The organism is Agromyces sp. NPDC004153 (genome assembly GCF_053603635.1).
This window is the reverse complement of sequence record NZ_JBSGFY010000002.1, coordinates 824,725-845,359: the sequence shown is the minus strand read 5'-3', so window position 1 is coordinate 845,359 and position 20,635 is coordinate 824,725. Positions and strand designations below refer to the sequence as shown.

The 20,635-nt window shown below is 71.8% G+C and carries 24 protein-coding genes; 16 read left to right on the top strand and 8 right to left on the bottom strand.

The window, feature by feature from the left end:
* The first annotated feature begins 439 nt into the window (after window positions 1-439).
* The 8 genes from ACWEOH_RS17855 to ACWEOH_RS17820 all read left to right on the top strand — a co-directional run bounded on the left by ACWEOH_RS17855 (window position 440) and on the right by ACWEOH_RS17820 (window position 5,560).
* Window positions 440-1,672 carry a CpaF family protein gene (locus ACWEOH_RS17855; RefSeq protein ID WP_452033235.1) on the top strand — a complete coding sequence of 411 codons (1,233 nt, stop codon included), beginning with the start codon at window positions 440-442 and terminating at the stop codon, window positions 1,670-1,672.
* Window positions 1,669-2,529 (top strand): type II secretion system F family protein, encoded by an 861-nt coding sequence (locus ACWEOH_RS17850; protein WP_452033234.1) that lies wholly within the window; start codon window positions 1,669-1,671, stop codon window positions 2,527-2,529. The genes ACWEOH_RS17855 and ACWEOH_RS17850 overlap by 4 nt, the downstream gene beginning before the upstream one ends.
* The gene (locus ACWEOH_RS17845) at window positions 2,517-3,464 is read left to right on the top strand and encodes a type II secretion system F family protein (RefSeq protein ID WP_452033232.1); all 948 of its coding nucleotides are present in this window, start codon (window positions 2,517-2,519) and stop codon (window positions 3,462-3,464) included. The genes ACWEOH_RS17850 and ACWEOH_RS17845 overlap by 13 nt, the downstream gene beginning before the upstream one ends.
* Before the next feature lie 60 nt (window positions 3,465-3,524).
* Entirely contained in the window at window positions 3,525-3,689 is a 165-nt protein-coding gene (locus ACWEOH_RS17840) for a hypothetical protein (RefSeq protein ID WP_187432685.1), read from the top strand.
* Complete coding sequence (locus tag ACWEOH_RS17835) at window positions 3,686-4,123, top strand: TadE/TadG family type IV pilus assembly protein (RefSeq protein WP_452033909.1); 438 nt, start codon at window positions 3,686-3,688, stop codon at window positions 4,121-4,123. The genes ACWEOH_RS17840 and ACWEOH_RS17835 overlap by 4 nt, the downstream gene beginning before the upstream one ends.
* 10 nt (window positions 4,124-4,133) lie before the next feature.
* Entirely contained in the window at window positions 4,134-4,595 is a 462-nt protein-coding gene (locus tag ACWEOH_RS17830; RefSeq protein WP_452033230.1) for a hypothetical protein, read from the top strand.
* Complete coding sequence (locus ACWEOH_RS17825; RefSeq protein WP_452033228.1) at window positions 4,595-5,041, top strand: pilus assembly protein TadG-related protein; 447 nt, start codon at window positions 4,595-4,597, stop codon at window positions 5,039-5,041. Before ACWEOH_RS17830 ends, ACWEOH_RS17825 begins: the two co-directional genes overlap by 1 nt.
* Window positions 5,042-5,164: 123 nt before the next feature.
* Window positions 5,165-5,560 carry a cupin domain-containing protein gene (locus tag ACWEOH_RS17820; protein WP_452033226.1) on the top strand — a complete coding sequence of 132 codons (396 nt, stop codon included), beginning with the start codon at window positions 5,165-5,167 and terminating at the stop codon, window positions 5,558-5,560.
* Between the two features lie 383 nt (window positions 5,561-5,943).
* Here ACWEOH_RS17820 and ACWEOH_RS17815 read toward each other — a convergent pair whose 3' ends face one another.
* The gene (locus tag ACWEOH_RS17815) at window positions 5,944-6,663 is read right to left on the bottom strand and encodes a hypothetical protein (protein ID WP_452033224.1); all 720 of its coding nucleotides are present in this window, start codon (window positions 6,661-6,663) and stop codon (window positions 5,944-5,946) included.
* A gap of 203 nt (window positions 6,664-6,866) precedes the next feature.
* Between ACWEOH_RS17815 and ACWEOH_RS17810 the strand changes: the two genes are divergently transcribed.
* Window positions 6,867-7,145, top strand: coding sequence for a hypothetical protein (locus ACWEOH_RS17810; RefSeq protein WP_452033222.1), 279 nt, complete (start codon window positions 6,867-6,869; stop codon window positions 7,143-7,145).
* Window positions 7,146-7,185: 40 nt separating this feature from the next.
* Window positions 7,186-8,139 (top strand): hypothetical protein, encoded by a 954-nt coding sequence (locus tag ACWEOH_RS17805; protein WP_452033220.1) that lies wholly within the window; start codon window positions 7,186-7,188, stop codon window positions 8,137-8,139.
* Here the strand turns inward: ACWEOH_RS17805 and ACWEOH_RS17800 are convergent.
* From ACWEOH_RS17800 to ACWEOH_RS17790, 3 genes are all read right to left on the bottom strand, one after another.
* Window positions 8,132-8,788, bottom strand: a complete 657-nt coding sequence (locus tag ACWEOH_RS17800; protein WP_452033218.1) for a rhomboid family intramembrane serine protease — start codon at window positions 8,786-8,788, stop codon at window positions 8,132-8,134. The genes ACWEOH_RS17805 and ACWEOH_RS17800 overlap by 8 nt on opposite strands.
* Window positions 8,789-8,821: 33 nt before the next feature.
* The gene (locus tag ACWEOH_RS17795) at window positions 8,822-10,180 is read right to left on the bottom strand and encodes an MFS transporter (RefSeq protein WP_452033216.1); all 1,359 of its coding nucleotides are present in this window, start codon (window positions 10,178-10,180) and stop codon (window positions 8,822-8,824) included.
* Between the two features lie 83 nt (window positions 10,181-10,263).
* Window positions 10,264-10,782 (bottom strand): Hcp family type VI secretion system effector, encoded by a 519-nt coding sequence (locus ACWEOH_RS17790; protein WP_452033215.1) that lies wholly within the window; start codon window positions 10,780-10,782, stop codon window positions 10,264-10,266.
* Window positions 10,783-10,869: 87 nt separating this feature from the next.
* On the opposite strand from ACWEOH_RS17790, the gene prfB reads away from it, so the two are divergent.
* Window positions 10,870-11,976 carry a peptide chain release factor 2 gene (gene prfB / locus ACWEOH_RS17785; RefSeq protein ID WP_452033213.1) on the top strand — a complete coding sequence of 369 codons (1,107 nt, stop codon included), beginning with the start codon at window positions 10,870-10,872 and terminating at the stop codon, window positions 11,974-11,976.
* Window positions 11,977-12,039: 63 nt separating this feature from the next.
* Here prfB and ACWEOH_RS17780 read toward each other — a convergent pair whose 3' ends face one another.
* Window positions 12,040-12,789 carry a gamma-glutamyl-gamma-aminobutyrate hydrolase family protein gene (locus tag ACWEOH_RS17780; protein ID WP_452033211.1) on the bottom strand — a complete coding sequence of 250 codons (750 nt, stop codon included), beginning with the start codon at window positions 12,787-12,789 and terminating at the stop codon, window positions 12,040-12,042.
* Between the two features lie 117 nt (window positions 12,790-12,906).
* On the opposite strand from ACWEOH_RS17780, the gene ftsE reads away from it, so the two are divergent.
* The 3 genes from ftsE to smpB all read left to right on the top strand — a co-directional run bounded on the left by ftsE (window position 12,907) and on the right by smpB (window position 15,706).
* Complete coding sequence (ftsE, locus tag ACWEOH_RS17775; protein WP_452033209.1) at window positions 12,907-14,232, top strand: cell division ATP-binding protein FtsE; 1,326 nt, start codon at window positions 12,907-12,909, stop codon at window positions 14,230-14,232.
* Window positions 14,229-15,140 (top strand): permease-like cell division protein FtsX, encoded by a 912-nt coding sequence (gene ftsX, locus ACWEOH_RS17770; protein WP_148734621.1) that lies wholly within the window; start codon window positions 14,229-14,231, stop codon window positions 15,138-15,140. Before ftsE ends, ftsX begins: the two co-directional genes overlap by 4 nt.
* A gap of 89 nt (window positions 15,141-15,229) precedes the next feature.
* Entirely contained in the window at window positions 15,230-15,706 is a 477-nt protein-coding gene (gene smpB, locus ACWEOH_RS17765) for an SsrA-binding protein SmpB (RefSeq protein WP_376955258.1), read from the top strand.
* A 32-nt stretch (window positions 15,707-15,738) separates the two neighbouring features.
* On the opposite strand, the gene ACWEOH_RS17760 is transcribed toward smpB, so the two are convergent.
* On the bottom strand, window positions 15,739-16,386 hold the full coding sequence (locus tag ACWEOH_RS17760; protein WP_452033206.1) for a TetR/AcrR family transcriptional regulator: 648 nt from the start codon (window positions 16,384-16,386) through the stop codon (window positions 15,739-15,741).
* A gap of 78 nt (window positions 16,387-16,464) precedes the next feature.
* On the opposite strand from ACWEOH_RS17760, the gene ACWEOH_RS17755 reads away from it, so the two are divergent.
* Both ACWEOH_RS17755 and ACWEOH_RS17750 read left to right on the top strand, forming a co-directional pair.
* The gene (locus tag ACWEOH_RS17755; RefSeq protein WP_452033204.1) at window positions 16,465-17,730 is read left to right on the top strand and encodes a glycosyltransferase; all 1,266 of its coding nucleotides are present in this window, start codon (window positions 16,465-16,467) and stop codon (window positions 17,728-17,730) included.
* 66 nt (window positions 17,731-17,796) lie between these two features.
* On the top strand, window positions 17,797-18,537 hold the full coding sequence (locus ACWEOH_RS17750; RefSeq protein ID WP_452033202.1) for a tyrosine-protein phosphatase: 741 nt from the start codon (window positions 17,797-17,799) through the stop codon (window positions 18,535-18,537).
* A gap of 6 nt (window positions 18,538-18,543) precedes the next feature.
* Here ACWEOH_RS17750 and ACWEOH_RS17745 read toward each other — a convergent pair whose 3' ends face one another.
* Both ACWEOH_RS17745 and ACWEOH_RS17740 read right to left on the bottom strand, forming a co-directional pair.
* On the bottom strand, window positions 18,544-19,206 hold the full coding sequence (locus ACWEOH_RS17745) for an SIMPL domain-containing protein (RefSeq protein WP_452033200.1): 663 nt from the start codon (window positions 19,204-19,206) through the stop codon (window positions 18,544-18,546).
* Window positions 19,207-19,312: 106 nt separating this feature from the next.
* On the bottom strand, window positions 19,313-20,602 hold the full coding sequence (locus ACWEOH_RS17740) for a glycosyltransferase (RefSeq protein WP_452033198.1): 1,290 nt from the start codon (window positions 20,600-20,602) through the stop codon (window positions 19,313-19,315).
* Between the last annotated feature and the right edge of the window lie 33 nt (window positions 20,603-20,635).

Below are 20,635 nucleotides of genomic sequence, written 5' to 3'. Positions count from 1 at the left end.
CGACCATCGGTTCCTCCATTCACATTCATCCGCAGATGTTACCGGCTAATCCATTGTAGAAGGTCACCGGTAATGTTACTATCTAAGTAAACTTAGATGGAAACTCCACCGAGGAGGATGAGGGCAATGGAGCTCGGATTCGTCGCAGCCGTGATGACGAGAGCGCGTGCAGGGGATCGCCGCCGATACGAGGGTTGCGAGATGCTCAGTGCGCTCCCAGGGGCTCCGGTCGTCGATGAAGGGCAAGGACGACGGTGGTCGCGGACGCGTCACACGAGGGTGCGACCGGTCTCGTCGTGGTCGTGACGTTGCTGCCGACTCCTCGGCTCATCTCGGCAGCGTGACTCGGCCGAGAGTTCGCCTCGACAGCTCAGGCGCCGTCGCCTTCTGCTGTGGATAAGTCCGGGGAGCGGCATCCGCTCTTCTCCAAGATGGAGCCATGACCGACCCCGTGCGCACGATCGCCGAGCGCGTGCGCACCAGGGTCCTGCGCGAGGGCGTCGATCTCGGCGCCGACGGCACGGCCGCGCGCCGCTTCGCCGACGAGGAGGTGCGCCGCTACAGCGAACGTGCGCTCGCGGGTGCGCACGCGCAGCTCGCCGACGAGTCGGGCACCGTGCGCGACGTCGTGGCGGCGATCACGGGCTACGGGCCGCTGCAACCGTTCTTCGACGACCCGAGCATTGAGGAGATCTGGATCAACGCGCCGACGCGCGTGTTCGTCGCCCGCGACGGCGTCGGCGAGCTGACACCGGTCGTCCTCTCCGACCGCGAGGTGCGCGAGCTCGTCGAGCGGATGCTGCAGCACTCCGGCCGCCGGGTGGACCTCTCGTCGCCCTTCGTCGACGCCTCCCTTCCCGACGGGTCGCGGCTCCACGTCGTGATCCCCGACGTCACGCGGGCGCACTGGGCGGTGAACATCCGCAAGTTCCGGCGCAGCATCCACTCGCTGTCGCAGCTCGTGGAGCTCGGCTCGTTGACGCGGCAAGCGGCCGAGTTCCTGCGCATGAGCGTGCTCGTCGGCGCCAACATCCTCGTGTCGGGTGCGACGCACACCGGCAAGACGACGATGCTGAACGTGCTCATGTCGGCGGCGCGCACCGGAGATCGCGTCGTGACCGTCGAGGAGACGTTCGAGCTCGACCTCGACGTGCGCGACCTCGTGTCGATGCAGTGCCGCCAGCCGAGCCTGGAGGGCACCGGCGAGATCACGCTGCGGCGGCTCATCAAGGAGGCGCTGCGCATGCGGCCCGACCGGCTCATCGTGGGCGAAGTGCGCGAGGCCGAGAGCCTCGACCTGCTCATCGCGCTGAACTCGGGCGTTCCCGGCATGTGCACCATCCACGCCAACACGGCGCACGACGCGCTCACGAAGCTGTGCACGTTGCCGTTGCTCGCGGGTCGCAACATCGACGCGTCCTTCGTCGTGCCGACCGTCGCGAGCTGCATCGACCTCGTCGTGCACCTCGGCATGGATCGCGATGGCGGCCGGCACGTCGCCGAGGTCGGGGCGACGTCGGGAGCAACCGTCGACGGCGTGGTCGAGATGGAGCCGATCTTCACGCGTCGCAGCGGTCAGCTCGTGCCCACCGGTGCGCTGCCGCCGCGCATGGCGAAGTACGACGCCGTCGGGTTGGATCCCGCGATCGTCCTCGCTCCGGATGCCGCATGAGCCTGATCCTCGGCGGCATCCTCGGACTCGGGGTCCTCCTCGTCCTCTCGCCGTGGCTGTGGCCGGCTCGGCCGAACGAGACCTCGCAATCCCGGGCGTTCGACTCCGCGCGCGATGCCCTCGCACTCGCCGGACTCGGCGGTGTCCCGATTCCGGTGGTGGCGATCGTCTGCCTCCTGCTCGCGCTCGTGGCCGGGGCGCTCGCCCAGGCGGTCTTCCGCGTGCCGATCCTCACGGTCGTGGCGGCGGTGCTGGGAGCTGCGCTGGTGCCGATGGTCGTGAATGCGCGTGCGGCACGGCGTCGGGCCGCCAACCGTGCGATCTGGCCCGACGTCGTCGACCACCTCGTCGCCTCGGTACGCGCCGGGATGTCGCTGCCCGACAGTCTCGCCGCGCTCGCCGAGCTGGGGCCTGCCGTCACGCGGCCGGCCTTCGCCGAGTTCGAGGCGGACTTCCGACGGAGCGGCAACTTCGGCCAGTGCATCGATCGCCTGAAGGCCTCGCTCGCCGACCCGACCGCCGACCGCATCCTCGAGACGCTGCGCATGGCCCGCGAGGTCGGCGGGAGTGACGTGACCGCCGTGCTCCGCGGACTCGCCGGTTACCTCCGTGAGGACGCCGCCGTGCGGTCGGAGGTCGTCGCCCGGCAGTCCTGGATCCGGAACGCCGCGCGCCTCGGCGTCGCCGCGCCGTGGCTGCTGCTGCTCGTCCTCGCCTCGCGACAGGAGACGCTCGTCGCCTACGACTCGGGTGCGGGGAGCGTGCTGATCGTCGTGGGTGTCGTCGTGACGTTCGTCGCCTACCGCGCGATGATCGCGCTCGGGCGCCTCCCCGAGGAGCGCCGATGGTTGCGTTGAACGTGATCGGCGCCCTCGGAGTGGTGCTCGGCGCCGTTCTTGGCCTCGGGCTCTGGTTGGTCGCCTCGGCGGTGCCGCGCCTCGGTCGGCCGAGGCTCGTCGAGCGCGTTGCGCCGTACGTGGCCGACCTGTCGCCGGCGGCTCGCGCGCTGCTCGATCGTCGTCCCGCGGACCCGACTCCAGTGCTCGGGGTGCTCGTGGGGCCGGCCGCCCGGCGAGCGCGAACGATCATGTCGACGTGGCTCGGCGGCGACGAGACGATCGCCAGGCGCCTCCGCCAGGCCGGCGCCGCGGCATCCGTCGAACGCTTCCGCGGCGAGCAGCTCGCGTGGGCCGCCGCCAGCTTCGTCGGCGGCGCGGCCGTGGCGCTGTTCGTCCCGACATTCGGCGGGCTTCCCGTCGTCGTGCGGATCGCTACACCCGTGCTCGCCGCCGCGATCGGCGCGGCCCTCCGTGACTGGACGCTGCAGCGCCGGGCTCGGCGACGACTCGCGCGCATCTCCGCGGAGCTGCCGACCGTGCTCGAGTTCCTCACGCTCAGCCTCACGGCGGGCGAGGGCATGCTCGACGCGATCCGCCGCGTCGCGAACGCCGGCTCCGGCGAGCTTCCCGTTGAGTTCGCGCGCGTGGTGAGCCAGGTGGGCACGGGTATTCCCCTCGGTCGTGCCCTTGCCGACCTGCGCGACGGCCTCGATCACCCGGCCCTCTCCCGCGCGATCGACCAGGTGCTCGGTGCGCTGGATCGTGGTGCGCCGTTGGCGGCGGTGCTTCGATCGCAGGCCGGCGACGCACGCGAAGAGGCGAAGCGCACCATCATCGAGCTCGCAGGTCGCAAGGAGATATCCATGCTCGTGCCGCTCGTCTTCTTGATCCTGCCCGTAACCGTCGCGTTCGCGCTGTTCCCGGGTTACCTCGTGCTGCAGGCGGGCTTCTGATGCCGGCCGTAGCGGCGCTCCGATCGCGCACCGGGGGGTGCGCCGACGAAAGGACAGTCCATGCGAGAGCTCATCGCGCGGTTGCGCGAGGAACGCGGCGATGTGCCCGGATGGGTGCTGATCACGCTGATGACGGCGGGATTGGTGATCGTGATCTGGGGTCTGGCCGGCCCGGCGCTGAGCGGCGTGTTCGATCAGGCGATCAGCCGGGTCCTCGGGTTCTGAGGCGCTGGTCTGCGGCTCCGCGAGCGCGCCGTTCGGGCTCGGCGCTCCGGGCGCTGGCTCGCGAGGAGCGCGGCTCCGCGGTCGCCGAGTTCACGCTCGTCGGCGTCCTGCTCACGGTGCTCGCGGTCGCGGTCGTGCAGCTCGCGCTCGCACTGCACGTGCGCAACACGCTGCTCGACGCGGCGGCCGAGGGCGCGAGGTTCGCGGCGCTGGCCGGTTCCTCGGCGAGCGACGGCACCGCGCGGACCCGCGACCTCATCTCAGCGGCCATCTCCGCGGAGTACGCGCGCGACATCACCGCGGGAACGACCTCGGTCGGCGGCGTGCCGGCGGTGGAGGTGACGGTCCGCGCGACGTTGCCGGTCGTCGGCCTGCTGGGGGTCGAGCGCGGCCTGGAGGTGTCGGGTCATGCGGCACTCGAGACGCTCGACTGAACATCGACCGGTGAGCGTCGTCGCCCGGCAACTCGTGAGACGCATCGCGGGGGAGCAGGGCTCGGCCTCGCTCGAGTTCCTCACGGTCGGCATGCTCCTGCTTGTGCCGCTCGTCTACCTCGTGCTCGCGGTTGCAGCGGTGCAGGCGGGAGCACTCGGCGTCGAGGGCGCGGCGCGTCAGGCCGCTCGCGTCGCGGTGACGGCGACCGACCAGGGCGCGACGGATGCCGCAGTGGAACGCGCGGTGCGGGTGACGCTTGCCGACTACGGGATCGACGCGGATGCGGCATCCGTCACCGTGCGCTGCGATCGCACCGACTGCGGCGAGCCGGGCACGCGGGTGCGCGTCACGGTCGCCGCCCGGGTCGAGCTGCCGCTCGTGCCCGACGTGCTCTCGCTCACCGCCGTCGGCAGCGTGCCCGTCGAGGCGAGCGCGACGCAGACCGTCTCCCGCTTCGCGGGTGCGTCGTGATGCGGACGCTCCGAACACGCGCGGCGCAGGACGAGACCGGGTCGACGCTGCTCCTCACGATCGGCTACGGCGTGCTCGGCCTCGCGATCATCCTCGTCGTCGCCTCGGCGACGACGCTCTACCTCGAGCGCAAGCGGCTCTTCACCGTCGCCGACGGCGCCGCGCTCGCGGCGGCCGAGGCCTGGGAGCTCGAATCGGTGCGGGTCGACGGCGGCCGGCTCACGCTCGATCTTCAGGATGGGGACGTGCAGAGAGCGGCAGGGGAGTATCTCGCCGACGCGGCGACCGATCTCGGCGACGTCGTACTCGTGAGCGCTACCTCGACCGACGGCCGCAGCGCGACCGTGACGCTGCGCTCGGTCTGGCGGGCGCCGATCTCCACCGACCTGGTCCCCCTCGAGGTGCCGATCGAGGTCACCGTGACCGCGCGGTCGGTGTTCCACTAGTGGAACGTCGTAGCGCGGCATCGCACGCGGCCGGGGTGAAGCGTCGGTATCGTCGGGATCGGGATGGCGAATCGTCCGTTCACAACGGTGGATCGTGACCAGCCCGCGCAGAACGGGGGAAGCATGTCCGAGATCGACACTCGCACGCACGAAGATGCCGTATTCGAGACAGCACCGGACGGTTCGAACGTTCGTGTCCTCTGTCGAGTGGATGGTGGAAGTACGGCCGAGTTCTCTCTGACGCCCGGGACGACATCGCGGGCGGTGGCGCACCGCACGATCGAAGAGGTCTGGTTCGTCCTCGAAGGTACGGGTCAGATGTGGCGGCGGCGAGGAGACACCGAAGTGTATGCGCAACTCTCGCCTGGTACGAGCCTCACGATCCCCCTGGGAACGGCATTCCAGTTCCGAGCGGACGGCGATGTGCCCCTACGAATCCTCGGCGTGACGATTCCGCCGTGGCCGGGAGACGGCGCCGAGGCAACTGACATCGAAGGCCCATGGGTTCCGTCGAGCTGAGCCGCAACCGCGCAGGCAATCGTCGACGGTGAGTCGGTACGTTCGCAGCGGGCGTCGACCCGTCAGCACATCGGGGCGCGCGCAGCACCGAGCTCACACTCGTGGAGGAACCGCGTCAGGATGAGGGTCATGGGCCCGTCGGCGGGCCGACGCCTTCAGCTCGAGGACCACGCCGGTGACGACGAGGGCGAGCGCACCTGCTCCGAACAGCAGGACGCCCAGGACGAGGTAGCCAAGACCATCGCCCGAGTCTCGTCGTTCGGCGTCGGGCACCAGCACGGTGGCCGTGAAGGCTGCGAAGACACCGAAGACGAAGCCCAGCCCGAGCCACAGCCACCCAGGATGCCGTCGCTCCCGCCTCACCATCTCGCGGTACGTCCGGCTCAGTACGTAGGCGCGAAGCCCGGGCCGAACCGCTCGAAGAGCTGGGTCTTGCGGCGGATCGCCTCCTCGTCGGTGGGCAGGTCCCAGATGAAGACGTGGTCCGACGGCGAGTACTGCATCGTGCGCGCGGTGGTGATGATCTCGACGACCTCCTGCCGCTCGCCGAACAGGTCGGCGCCGGTCTGGTGCGCCGAGCGCACGATGGTCCCGAGCGAGAGGCCGTCGTCCGTCGAAAGCACGTGCCCGATGTGGTGCGAGCGGATGCCGCGGGCCTGCAGCCTGCGCAGCGGACGCGGCTCCGTGCCGTGCACGTTCGGCCAGCACACCTTGCAGCTGCGCACGCCCGAGAGACCCCGCGCGGACTCGCGGGTGACGAGTGCCGGCAGCGGGAGCCGGTAGGTGCGGTCGTCGTGCAGGCGACGACGGTGGCCGGCGCTCCAGCGGGCGCGCAGGTCGAGGTGCGGCTCGAGTGATGCGCACTCGAGCCGGTGCAGCATGCGCTCGCTCGGCGACTCCAGGTGGGTCACCGCGAACTCCGCGCCCTCGGCGAACGCCTGGCGCAGCGTGTCGTGCTCCTCGGTGACGATTCGCTCGATCAGGGCGTCGATCGGGTCGACCGCGGCGACGCCGCGGACGGGCGTCATCAGGTCGACGATGCCCGCAGCCTCCTGCGGTGCCGAAGCAGGCTGCCTACGGCCTGCGGGCTCGGATCGGGTCATCCGCGTCCTCCGTCATCGGGCCCCGGGACCGGCCCTCGTTGCGAACATAGCGGAGCGGGAGGCCGAGTCACCCCCCATCGGCTCGGGACACGCGGCCCCCAACCGGGGCACACGGCGACCGGGTCGGGCGCATGCGGTTGACTGGAGGGCATGACCGCCGCCCCTCCCAGCACCGAACGCCGGCCCGACGAAGGACTCGCTCGATGAGCGCCGACCGCCCCGGCGCGAACCCCGCGAGGCGCCGCGTCCCGCTGTTCGCGGTCGTCGGGCTGCTGCTGGGCGTGCTCGCGCTCGCGCTGCCGGCGGTGCCGGCGCTCGTCGCCGCGGCCGGCGGCATCATCCTCGGCGTGCTCGGCCGGCGGCAGTTCAGGCGCGACCCCGCCAACGGTCCGGGCTGGGTGTCGCTCGCCGCGATCATCGTGAGCGGGTTCGTGTTCGTGAGCCAGGCGATCATCCTCTCGGTCGTGTACTTCTCGGCGTGACCCTTCGCGCCCCGCGCGCCGCCGCGCCATGATGGAGCGCATGGCCACCGATGCGCTGACCGCCGCGGCCGACGAGCTCTACGCACTCGTGCCCGAGGAGTTCACCGCCGCCCGCAATGCACGCGCCAGGGACGCGAAGACCGACGACACGGCGCTCGGCCAGCGCATCGGCGAGTTCCGCAAGCCGTCGCCCGCCGCGTGGATCCTCAACCAGCTCGTGCGAGAGCAGCCCGACGCCGTCGACGAGCTCCTCGACCTCGGCGCCGACCTGCGCGACGCCCAGGCCGCCGGCGACGGCAAGACCCTCACGACCGTGGGCGCCGAGCGTCGGCAGCTCATCGCGGGCCTGCTGCGCCAGGCGACGCACATCGCGGATGCCGCGGACCGCTCGCCCTCGCGGGCGGTGCTCGACGAGGTCGAGCAGACCCTCATCGCCGCCACCGTCGACGAGGCCGCCGGCGGTGCGCTGCGCACCGGACGGCTCACCCGGAGCCTGCAGGCCGTGGGCTTCGAGGCCGTCGACCTCGACGGGGCCGTCGCCGGCGAGGCATCCGCTGCTCGACCCCGGAAGCTGCGGGCGGCGAAGCCCGGTGCCGCCACCGGTACCGCGAAGAGGACCGGCGCAGGCAAGAAGGGCGAGGGGGCCGACGAGCAGGCCGAAGCGGATGCCGCGGCCGAGCGCGAGGCGGCCGCCCGCGCCGCCCGCGAGCAGGCCGACGCCGACGTGCAGGACGCGAAGGGTCGCCTCGACGCCGCCGCGAAAGCGCTCGCCGAGGCCGAGGACCTGCTGAAGGCCGCCGAGTGGAATGCCGACGAGCTCCGCGACGAACGCCACGAGCTCGAGACGCGCCTGAAGGCGCTGCGATCCGAGATCGTCGACGCCGAGCGCGACGAGCGCGACGCCGAGCGGGTGCGGAACAAGGCCGAGGTGGCCGTCGACCGGGCGAAGGACGACGTCGACGCCGCCGAGGCGGCGCGCGACAAGCTCAGCTGATCTGCGGCGACTCCGCGGTCGCGTCCGCGGTGCGCTCCGTCCACACGAGGATCCCGCCGATGACCGCGCCGGCCGCCGCTGCGCCGCCGTGGAGGTCGCCCACACCCAGCAGCACCGCGGTGCCCACGAGGCTCATGACCGCGAGGATGCGCGCCGGCCCGCGTCCCCGCACGAGCGCCGCGACGGCCACGGATGCCGCGAGCCCGTAGACCACGACCGAGTTGCCGGCGCCGACGGGATCCACGACGAGTCCCCAGAGCTCGGCGAGCAGTCCCGACACCAGGGCGATGAGCACCCACCGCGCCGCGCCCCAGATCCGCTCCGCGACGACACCGATGAGCGCGAGGGAGAGGAGGTTGGTGATCGTGCCGGTGGCGCCGCTGTCCTGGACGACGATCGGGGTCACGAGTCGCCAGATCTCGCCGTCGAAGATCCGTTCCCGGTCGCGCTCGAGCGCGTCCAGCAGCGACGGCACGGCCGTGAACTGCAGCAGCGTCGGAACGCCCACGACGACGAGGGCGACGATCGTCGCCACCGGCACGGGTCGGCGGCCGCCGCGCGGTCCGCGGGTCGCGAGCACCCCGAACCCGGCGCCGAGCGCGGTGGCCAGCATGATGGTGCCGACGGCTGCGGCGACGGTGTCGATCACGTGTCCAGTATCTCCACGCGACGAGCCGGGACGTCAGTCATCGAGGCCGGGCGCGCCGGGCGGCTCCGGCGGTCCAGAGCCTTCCGACCCGCCCGCCCGCCGCGAGTGCCGCGGATTCGGCACGTACCGCGGCACGTACCGCCAGAGGATCCCCGCGCCGACGAACCCGAGCACGCCCATCGTCGCGCTCGCGGCCATGATCGAGACGGCCGACGTCACGCCTGCGAGGATGAGCGGCGCGACCGCCTGGCCCGCGTCGCCGATCGTGCGGAAGGCGCCGAGGAACGGCGCCGGGTTCGCCTTCGGAGCGAGGTCGGCGCCGAGCGTGAGGATCACGCCGCTCGAGAGCCCGTTCGCGACGCCGAAGAGCAGCGCCACGAACGTGAACCACGCCTCGGCACCCGGCACGTCGTGCGTGAACGCGAGGACCAGGTGCCCCGTGCCGAGCCCGACGAGCCCGGGGATGGCGCTCCAGAGCCGGCCGAACCGGTCCATGACCTGGCCGCTCACGTAGAAGAGGGCGAAGTCGATCGCCGCCGAGACGCCGATCACGAGCGCGGCGGCCTCGGGCGGCATCCCGATCGACACCGCCCACAGCGGCAGGATCACCGTGCGGCTCGCGCGGACGGCCGCGAGCAGGCCGACGCCGCTGCCGATGCGCAGCAGCACCGCGCGGTACGTCACGATCGCCCGGAACACGCCGTGCGACGCGGCATCCGCCTCGGCCTCACCGGCGGTGCGTGCGACGCCCGAGCCGTCGCGCGACGACGCGGCATCCGCGGATGCCTCGCGCACGAGTCGCGCGGCCCCGAACACGCGCTCGGGGTCGGGCAGCACGATGAGCACGACGACGACCGCGAAGCACGCCGCGACGAGCACCCAGAACACGACCTCCGACGAGCCGGTCCACGCGATGAGCGCGGCGGCCACGAACGGGCCGACCGCCCACCCCGCGCGGAACACGCCCGCGAGCGTCGAGAGCGCCCGCGCCCGCACCGCCTCGGGCACGTAGCTCGTGAGGAACGCGTGCCGCGCGAGCCCGAACACGGCCGTCGCGAGGCCGAGCAGGAAGATGCCGATGCCGAGGGCGAGCTCGGTGGGGGAGGCGAGGGCGATGAGCACCCCGATGACCGCGAGCAGCGACGCGCCGATCATGGCGTTCCGCTCGCCGATGCGGGCGACGAGCCAGCCGGCCGGAAGGTCGCCCGCGAGCTCGCCGACCATGAGCATGGCGGCGATGAGGCCCGCGAGCGCGAGCGAGGCGCCGCGATCGGTCGCGACGACCGGGATGACGGGGATGATCGCGCCCTCGCCGATCGAGAACAGCAGCGTCGGCAGGTAGGCCGGGAGGATGATCGAGCGCCAGGAGAACGGAGGCGTCGCGTCGGTCATCGCCTTCGACGCTACACCCGGGGCGCGCGGCATCCGTGCGCCCCGATCGCGGCCTCACCGTCGCGAGACCAGCGGGCGATTGCTCACGGCGTCGTGCCGACCGCGCCGGTCGCGACGTTCCACGAGAACGTCATCGGGTCGGCGAGCGTCCCGTCGGGCCGCTGCCGCCGGTAGGCGAACTTCACCGAGCGGAACTCCATGCCGACCGTCTGCTCGACCTCCCCGTCGGCCGACCCCGCCGTGTGCACCGACGTGACGACGAGGTCCTCCATCGTGACGATGAGCCACGCGTCGCGTCCGCCGTGCCCGCCGCCGCGGGTCACGTGCAGCTCGGCCTTGCGGATACGCCGGCCCGAGACCACGAATCCGAGCAGCCTCGTGGATGCCGCGTCGAAGACGTGCTCCCAGACGAGCGCCGACGGATCGGGTCGCCCGGCCCCGCCCCCGCTCCCTCCGCCCGGGCCGCCGCCCGGACCGCCGGGACCGACCTGGGCGGTCACGCCCCAGTTCCACGACAGCAGCTCGATCCAGTCCTCGTGCCCGACCGCGGGCGACTCGCCCGGCGCGTCGTCGAAGAACGTGAGGTACGCGTGACCCGACATCGGTCGCCCCCTTCGGCGCGGCTCCGTCCCCCCGGATGCCGCCGTCGATCCGCAGTGTACGCCGGGCGCGACTAGGCTGGACAGGCCATGTTGGATCTTGACCTCACGCAGGACATCGCCTCCCTGCGCTCCACCTTCCGCGACATCCGTGCCGTCGTCGACGTCGACGCCCTCGAAGCCGAGATCGCCAGACTCTCCGAGCAGGCCGGCGCCCCCGACCTGTGGGACGACACCGAGAACGCCCAGAAGGTCACCAGCGCCCTGAGCCACCGCCAGTCCGAGCTCGCGCGCGTGAAGAGCATCGACTCGCGCCTCGACGACCTCGAGGTGCTCGTCGAGCTCGCGAACGAGGCCGACGATGAGGAGTCCGCCGCCGAGGCGCGCGCCGAGCTCGCCGCGCTGCAGAAGACCGTCGGCGACCTCGAGGTGCAGACGCTGCTCGACGGCGAATGGGACGGCCGGCCGGCCGTCGTCACCATCCGCGCCGGTGCGGGCGGCGTCGACGCCGCCGACTTCGCCGAGATGCTCATGCGCATGTACCTGCGCTGGGCCGAGAAGCACGGCTACGACGCCACCGTCATGGACACGAGCTACGCCGAGGAGGCGGGCATCAAGTCCGCGACGTTCGAGATCGACGCGCCCTACGCGTTCGGCACGCTGAGCGTCGAGGCCGGAACCCACCGCCTCGTGCGCATGAGCCCGTTCGGCGCGGCCGGCAAGCGGCAGACGTCGTTCGCCGCCGTCGAGGTCATCCCGCTCATGGAGGAGACCGAGGAGATCGACATCCCCGAGGGCGACATCCGGGTCGACGTGTTCCGCTCGTCCGGCCCCGGCGGGCAGTCCGTCAACACCACCGACTCCGCCGTGCGCATCACGCACCTCCCCACCGGCGTCGTCGTCTCGATGCAGAACGAGAAGTCGCAGATCCAGAACCGCGCCGCCGCCATGCGCGTGCTCCAGTCGCGCCTGCTCCTCATGCAGAAGGAGCAGGAGGCGGCCCAGAAGAAGGAGCTCGCCGGCAACATCACCGCGAGCTGGGGCGACCAGATGCGCTCCTACGTGCTCGCGCCGTACCAGATGGTGAAGGACCTGCGCACCGAGCACGAGGTGAACAACCCCAACGCGGTGTTCGACGGCGACCTCGACGGGTTCATCGCCGCCGGCATCAAGTGGCGCAAGCAGAAGCTGGAGTAGCCGAGTCGACTCGGTGACGGATGCCGCGCGCCCGCGGCATCCGCTGGGCGCGCCGGCTGGACGCTACGACCGCATCGCGAACTTCGCGAGCGCCCGCGTGCGCGCCGCCTGCACGAATGCCCGGATGAGGGCGATGCCCTCGGGGTCGAGCCGTTCCTCGGGGTGCCACTGCACGCCGAGGCAGAACGCGCCGTTGGTCGTCTCGATCGCCTCGACGACGCCGTCGGGCGCGCTGGCCGAGACCACGAGCCCCTCGCCGAGGCGGTCGACGCCCTGGTGGTGGTGCGACGAGATCTCGAAGTCGGCCTCGTGCGTGATGCTGCGCAGCAGCGTGTCGGGCAGGATCGACACGGGATGCGACGTGTGCTCGCCGTAGATGTTCCGGTGCGGGGTGAGGTCGATGCGGTCGCCGAGGTGCTGCTCGAGCGTGCCGCCGAGCGCGACGTTGAGCACCTGCATGCCGCGGCACGCGCCGAGGATCGGGATGTCGCGCTCGCGCGCGAGCTGCGTGAGGGCGATCTCGAGCTCGTCGCGCACGCGCAGGGGCTTGTCGTTCGTCGGATGCGCGACGCTGCCGTAGAGCTCGGCGTCGAGGTCGCGCCCGCCCGGCAGGAAGAGCCCGTCGACGAGGTCGATGAGGCGCTCGGGGTCGTCGACGTGCACGTCGAGGCTCGGGAAGATGATCGGCGCGCCGCCCGCCTCCTGCACCGCGGAGACGTAGGTGTGCGAGATCGCGTCGGTCGGGATGTCGACCCACGAGCCGTAGCTCGCGGCCTTGCGGTCGGCCACGATGCCGATGAGTGGAACCGTCATGCGTTCCTCCAGCGGGTGTGCTCCAGCACCCGCTTCCCACGCTACTCCCGACCCAACCTGAGAAACGGGCGAGTCGCAGGTGCGTTCCGCGCCGAGGCTGCTTAGGCTCGATCCGACATGATCCGATTCGACGCCGTCACCAAGACCTACCCGGGACAGTCGAGGCCCGCCCTGGACGACCTCGGGGTGGAGATCCTCCGTGGTGAGTTCGTGTTCCTGGTCGGGGCCTCGGGCTCCGGCAAGTCGAGCTTCCTCCGACTCATCCTCAAGGAGGAGAAGCCGACCAAGGGGAAGATCCACGTGCTCGGGCAGGACCTCGGCTCGATCTCGAGCCGCAAGGTGCCGTACTTCCGTCGCGACCTCGGCGTCGTCTTCCAGGACTTCCGGCTGCTGCCGAACAAGAACGTGTACGAGAACGTCGCGTTCACCCTGCGGGTCATCGGCAAGTCTCGCGGCTTCATCCAGTCGGCCGTGCCCGAGACCCTCAAGCTCGTCGGCCTCGACGGCAAGGGCAAGCGGATGCCGCACGAGCTCTCGGGCGGCGAGCAGCAGCGCGTCGCGATCGCCCGCGCGATCGTCAACAAGCCCCAGATCCTCCTCGCCGACGAGCCGACGGGCAACCTCGACCCGGTGACGAGCGCGGGGATCATGACGCTCCTGGAGCGCATCAACTCCAGCGGCACCACGGTCGTCATGGCCACGCACGAGGCCGGCATCGTCGACCAGATGCAGCGCCGCGTGATCGAGCTGTCGGCCGGCGAGATCGTGCGCGACGAGCGGGGCGCCGGCTACGGCGCGGCCCTGGGTGACGTCGACGCGGCGCTCACGGGCGAGGAGCCCGTCGACGCGCCGGCGGAGGCCGCCGCCCCCGTGCCCGACGAGGAGGCCGTCGCTGCGGTGCTCGGCGGCGGCGCCGCCGCGAAGAGCGGACGGAAGGCGAAGGCGACGACGCCGCGCACCAGGGCGGCGAAGGCGACCGGTTCCGTGCCCAAGGCGGCGGCAGCCCAGGCGGCAGCCGATGCGGCCGCGGCCGAGCTCGCCACCGACACCGACGGCGAGGCCGCGACGGCCGGCGCGCCTGCGGCGTCGGCGAAGCCCGCCCCGGCGAAGCCCGCCCCGGCGAGGAAGCCCGTGAAGAAGGCCGCGCCCAAGGTCGACCGCAAGGTCATGGAGGAGAAGCAGCCGCTCTACGTCGAGCCCGAGGAGCGCGACGAGGTGACGGATGCCGCGGCGGCGATCACCGCGGCCGCCACCGCGTCCATCCCCGTCACGCACGCGGGCGACACCGCAGAGCCCGCGGCCGAGCCCGGCACCGCCGTCCCCGCCGCGAAGACGTCCGGCGTGGCATCCGAGCACCTGACCCTCGCCGAGCGCCTCGGGCTGCGCGCCCCCGGCGGACCGCGCGAGGGTGACGACCAGCAGGAAGTGGGACCGACGAAATGAGGTTCGGGCTCGTGCTCGCCGAGGCCGGGAACGGCCTGCGGCGCAACGCGACGATGGTCGTGTCGGTCGTGCTCGTCACGTTCATCTCCCTCACGTTCGTGGGCACCGCGGCGCTCATGCAGCTGCAGATCGCCCAGATGAAGAACTACTGGTACGACCGAGCGCAGGTGGCGGTGTACCTCTGCACGTCGGTGTCGACCGCCGCGGGATGCACCGACGGCGAGGCGACCGAGGAACAGAAGGCGGCCGTCGAGGGGCAGCTCGACTCCGACACGCTGAATCCGTTCATCGACGAGTTCTACTTCGAGGACCACCAGCAGGCGTACGAGAACTTCCAGCAGCAGTTCGAGGGCACGCCCGCGGCGGACTACGTGACGCCCGAGGTGCTCAACGAGACGTTCTGGGTGAACCTCGTCGACCCGTCGCAGGCCGCCGTCATCGCCGAGAGCCTCGCGGGCCTCGCTGGCGTCGAGCAGGTCGTCGACCAGCGCCGCTACCTCGACCAGATCTTCGACGTGCTGAACGCGGCGAGCTACACGGCCATCGCGATCGCGGCGATCATGCTCGTCGCGGCGGCGCTGCTCATCGCGACGACCATCCGCCTCTCGGCGTTCTCGCGTCGCCGCGAGCTCGGCATCATGCGGCTCGTCGGCGCCTCGAACCGGTTCATCCAGACGCCGTTCGTACTCGAGGGCGTGTTCGCCGGCCTGCTCGGTTCGTTGCTCGCGGGCGGGGCCGTGATCGCGATCGTGCACTTCTTCGTGCAGGGCTACCTCGCGCAGAGCCTGTCGTTCACGTTCGTCGACCTCACCGACGCGTTCATCGTGGTGCCGATCCTCGTCGCGGTGGGCGTGCTCCTCGCGGCCGTGTCGGCCGGGATCGCGATCACGCGCTACCTGAAGGTCTGAGCGCCGGCAGCTGGGGCCGCGGCATCCGCTAGAGTGAGAGGCTGCCTCGGATGCCCCGGGGCGCTCGAACTCGAACGAAGGAGCACGTCGTGCCCAAGGAACGCGGTCAGAAGGTCGTCGCGACCAACCGCCGGGCGCGCCACGACTACCTCATCGAGGACACGTACGAGGCGGGCATCGTGCTCACCGGCACCGAGGTGAAGTCGCTGCGCGAGGGGCGCGCGTCGCTCGTCGACGGCTACGCCTTCATCGACAACGGCGAGATGTGGCTCGACGCCGTGCACATCCCCGAGTACACCGAGGGCACGTGGAACAACCACGCCCCGAGGCGCAAGCGCAAGCTGCTGCTGCACAAGCAGGAGATCATCAAGATCAGCCACCGTACGAAGGACGGCGGGTACACGCTCATCCCGCTGTCGATCTACTTCAGCGACGGCCGGGCCAAGGTGGAGCTCGCGGTGGCGAAGGGCAAGCGCGAGTACGACAAGCGCCAGGCGCTGCGCGAGCGGCAGGACAAGCGCGAGGCCGACCGCGCCATCGCGAGCCGGCGGAACCTCGGCGAGTAGTCGCCCGCCGCGCGTCGCGCTCGCGGGCCGGCTCAGGCGCGGCCCATTCCCGGGAACAGCAGGTCGCGCAGGGACGCCTCGAGCCAGTGCCGGTAGCGCTCGTCGTCGACGCCCGAAGCGGAGATCCGCGAGTACGAGTCGGCGAGGGTGAGCAGCCACGCGCTCGTCGCGAGGTCGTCGCGGTCGGTGTCGGACGTGATCCAGCCCTTGCCGTCGAGCCAGGCCACGAAGCCGCCCCAGTTCGCCCGCACGGTGCGCTGCTGGGCGGCCCACGCGGCCGCGATGTCGGGGTCGTCTGCGGCGGCCGAGGCGAACGCGCGGAAGATGCCGGCGGCCTCGACGTTGAGCCGGGCGATGATGTCGCTCATCGTCCGGAGCCAGCCCGCGGCGTCGGTCACGTCGACGCCCATGCGGGCGCCGTCGCGGTCGATGTCGAGCACGTCGGCGTGCATGTCCTCGCCGAAGGTCGCCAGCACGGTGGCCTCCTCGAGCAGCCGGCGCTTCGGGCCGACGGTGCGCACGGTCTCGACCGAGACGCCGGCGGCCTCGGCGATGCGGGCGATCGAGGTGGCGCCGTAGCCGTCACGGGCGAACAGCTCCAGGGCGGCACGGATGACCCGGCGTCGGGTCTCGGCGGCCTGGCCGCGCCGAAGTGCGGAGTCATAGCCTCTCGGAGTCAACGAGAATTCCTCGCATCCTATTGACTGGTATTGCGAACAGGTGAATACTACCAAATGCAAGCCAAATGAGGGGTCGCCATGCCATCCGCAATCGTCTGCAGTGCCCCGGCATTCGGCCATGTGCGGCCGATGCTCGCCGTCTCGGCCGAGCTCGTGCGACGCGGCTGGCGCGTCCGGTTCGTCACCGGCAAGCCCTTCGCCGCCGACGTCGCCGCGACCGGTGCCGAGTTCATCGCACTCACCCCCGAGTTCGACGTGGTGCTCACGCCGCCGCGGAACGGCCGGGCGAGCCTCAACCACGTGCGACACGTGTTCTTCGGCGCCGTACCCGCCCAGGCGGCGCTGCTCGAGCGACTCATCGCCGCCGAGCCCGCCGACGCGGTCGTCGGCGAGCTCTCGTTCCTCGGCATGCGGGCCCTGCTCGACGGGCCACCGGGGGAGCGCCCGTGGGTCGTGGGGTGCTCGGTCTTCCCCCTCATGATCAGCAGCCGTGACACCGCGCCCTTCGGGCCCGGCCTGCCTCCGCCGACGTCCGACCGGCAGCGACGGAAGTACCGTCGGCTCGCTGCCGTGACACGCACGGTGCTGCTCCGGCCGCTCCAGAAGTCGGCGGCGGAACTCGTCGACGCCATCGGCGGTCCGCCGCTCGGGGACCGGCTCTTCTTCGACGCCGTCGTCGATTACGACCTCCTCGCCCAGTTCTCGGTGCCCGGCTTCGAGTACCCCCGGTCGGATGCCCCGTCGAACCTCGCGTTCTTCGGCCCGCCCTCGCCGTCGCTGCCCGCCCTCGGCGAGCTGCCCGAGTGGTGGGGCCGGCTCGACGACCGGCCGATCGTGCACGTCACGCAGGGGACGGCCTTCAACGACGATCCCGAACGCCTCATCGGGCCGGTCGTGCGGGCGCTCGCGAACCGGCCGGTGCAGGTCGTGGTCGCGACCGGTGGGCGCGACCAGGCGACGCTGCCGTCGTTGCCTGCCAACGCGTTCGCAGCCGCGTACCTGCCGTACGGCCTCCTGCTCGATCGCACCGCGGTCCTCGTCACGAACGGCGGATTCGGCACCGTGAACGAGGCACTCGCCCATGGCGTGCCGATCGTCGTCGGCTCCGGTTTCGGCGACCAGGTCGAGACCGCTGCGCGCGTGTCGTGGTCGGGCGTCGGGATCGACCTGGGCAAGAAGGTCCCCGCCGAGCACCGGATCGCCGACGCGGTCGACCAGGTGCTCGCCGACCCGTCCTACCGCGACGCGGCCGCGCGGATCGCCGACGAGATCCGGCGGGCCGAGGGCGCGGCCGGTCTCGTCAGGTGGCTCGAGGACCGAATTCCCGCCAGGCAGTCGGCGTGAGGAGGCGTCGGGCTTCCCGGATGCCTCCCAGCCGACGTGTCGGCACGCAGGGGTAGGCTCATCGCGATGGAGACCTCGACCCGCATCCCGGTTCCCGGCACGTACAACTTCCGCGACGTCGGCGGGCTGCCGGCGAAGACCGGCACGGTGCGCGACGGGGTGCTGTTCCGGTCCGACGGGCTCCACCGCCTCGGCGCCGACGGGCGCGCCGCGTTGCGCGAGCTCGGCATCGGCATCGTCATCGACCTGCGCGACGAGAACGAGGCCGCGGTCATGCCCGACGACCTCGACGGACTCGACGTCGAGGTGCTGCGACTGCCGGTCTTCGAGGGCTCGGGCGCCTCGCAGGGCCGCGGCGGCATCTCGCTCGACGCGCTCTACGACCGGATCGTGACCCAGCACGCGCCCGTCGTCGTGGGAGCGCTGCGCGAGATCTCGAGCGCGGGGGAGCGCTCGGTCGTCGTGCACTGCACCGCCGGCAAGGACCGCACGGGCATCGTCGTCGCACTCACGCTGCTGGCGGTGGGCGTCGACCGCGACGCCGTCGTCGAGGACTACGCGCGCACCGAGGGCAATCTCGCCGGCGAGTGGCTGGAAGACATGGTGACCATGATCGGCCGCTACGGCGTGCCCGACACCCCCGAGCTGCGCGTGCTCATGGGCGGCAGCCCGCGTGAGGCGCTCGAGGGCGTGATCGACACGGTCGAGCGCGCGCACGGCTCGACGCGCGAGTACCTGCTCGCGTCGGGGCTCACGCTGCACGAGCTGGCGGCGCTGGAGGCGCTGCTCATCGACGGCGGGCGCTGAGGGTTCTCAGGCCGGGTCGGCGGTGAAGCGGGCGTCGACGGCGGCCTCGATCACGAGCTCCTGCGGCGCGAACTCGGTGGGCGCGGCGCTGCCGACGTCGGCGACGGCGCGCATCATCATGGCCTTCGGCATCGGCGGGCCGGGCTGCACGGCGAGCAGGCCCTGGTCGGCCAGCTCCACGGGAGTGGGCGTGCCGAGCCCGAGCGCCGACGCGTAGACCTGGGCTTTCGTCACGGCGTCGGCGACGGCCGCGCGCTGCGCGGCCTCCTGCACGCGACGACGCGTGGCCTCGGTGAGGCGCCAGTCGATGCCGCCGATCGTGATCTCGTCGGAACCCGCCGCCTCGCCGACCCACTCGCCGATGCGGGAGAGGTCGCTGAACACGACCTCGACGTCGGCGCTCGCCTGGTGCACGACCGGCAGCTGCCGGCCCTCGTTGTTCCACGGCCGGTACGACCACACGCGCAGCTGGCCGGCCGACCAGGTGTCGAGTGCACCGGATGCCTCGAGCTCGCGCACCTGGGCGAGCAGGCGCTCGTGCGCAGCGCTCGTGCGGCCGTAGACGTGCTCGCGTGCGGCGCCCGAGCCGCCGACCGAGAGCGTCACGGCCCCCAGCTCGGGGGCGATGCGCTCCTCGGCGCGTCCGGTGACGGCGATCGTGGTCGGCATGTGGTCCCCTCTCGACGGCGAGCGGCGGGCGACGTGAGGCGTCCGCGGCCGCACGCGGGGCGGCCGACCTCAGCATACGTGCCGGGGCCGACCGCGCCGCCGAGGCTCAGGCGGGCTGGCGTGCGGGGAGCACCCCGGCCGCGTCGAAGAGCCGGTCGAACACGGCCATCCGGTCGAACTGCAGCGCGTACGCGCGAGCCCGCTCGGCCCGCGCGGCTCGCTCCCCGACGGGCAGCGCGAGCGCTTCATCGATCGCGGCCGCGATCGCGTCGGGATCGTCGACGGGCACGATGAAGGCGTGGTCGCCGACGGCCTCGCCGATCCCGCCCGTCTCCGTCGTGATCACCGCGCCGCCGCCTGCGAGCATCTGCTCCGCGAGGGCGATGCCGAACGTCTCGACGAACTCGGGTCGCGGCTTGCTCGGCAGCACGTAGGCGGCGCATCCGGCCATGAGGAAGGGCTTCTCGGCGTCGTCGACGTCGTCGAGGAAGACGATGCGGTCGGCGACCGGCGAGGCGGCGGCGAGCCGCTGGAACCACGCGGCATCCGGCCCTCGGCCAGCGATCACGAGCTTGAGCCGGGCGTTCGCGGGCGTGCGCTCGAAGCCGGCGATGAGGTCGTCGACGCCCTTCGCCCTGGTGAGGCGCGAGAGGAAGAAGACGTAGCCGTCGCGCTCGAGTCCGCGGGCCGCGAGCACGCCGTCGACGAGCGCGGGGTCGAGGTCGAGGTACTGCGACGTGTCGATCGCCGGGTACGAGATGCGGATGCGCTCGCGGCACTGGTCGGCGAACCGCGTGCCGTGGAACGCGTCGATCTCGGATGCCGCGGCGACGATGAGGTCGCGGGTGTACTCCGAGACGGCCACGCAGTGGTCCTGTGCGAGGTAGCTCGAGAGGATGTGGGCGGCGGCCCCGAACCGGCCCTCCTCGACGCACGAGCGGACGACGTTCGTGACATCCGACCCCACCGCCTCGGCGATCGTCGTGACGTTCACGGGCAGGCCCGTGCTCCACGCGGCGCGCACGGCATCGGTGACCGCGACGGTGTGCGGGCTGAGGTAGAGCGAGAGGCACACGGTGGGCACGCCGTCGGTGAAGAGCTCGACGAGACGGCCCGTGATACCCGCGAGCCAGCGCCCGTCGGGTACCTTGTAGTCGCCGACGGGCTCGGGGCGCTCGACGATGATGCCCTCGCTGTAGGGGAGCATGCGATCGAGCGGCTTCAGCGGCAGGCCGGTCGCCTCGAGGCGGTCGATCGGCCAGGTCACGATGCGCACCTCGTCGAAGCCGCGCTCGAGGGCCGCCTCGGCGAGGTTGCGTCCCTCGACCGAGTGGCCGCAGATGACGGGGTCGGCGCGGTTGACGATGACGAGTCGGGTGCGGGGCTTGGCGGTCATGGGGCTCGTCCTTCCTGGTCGGTGGGCGATAGT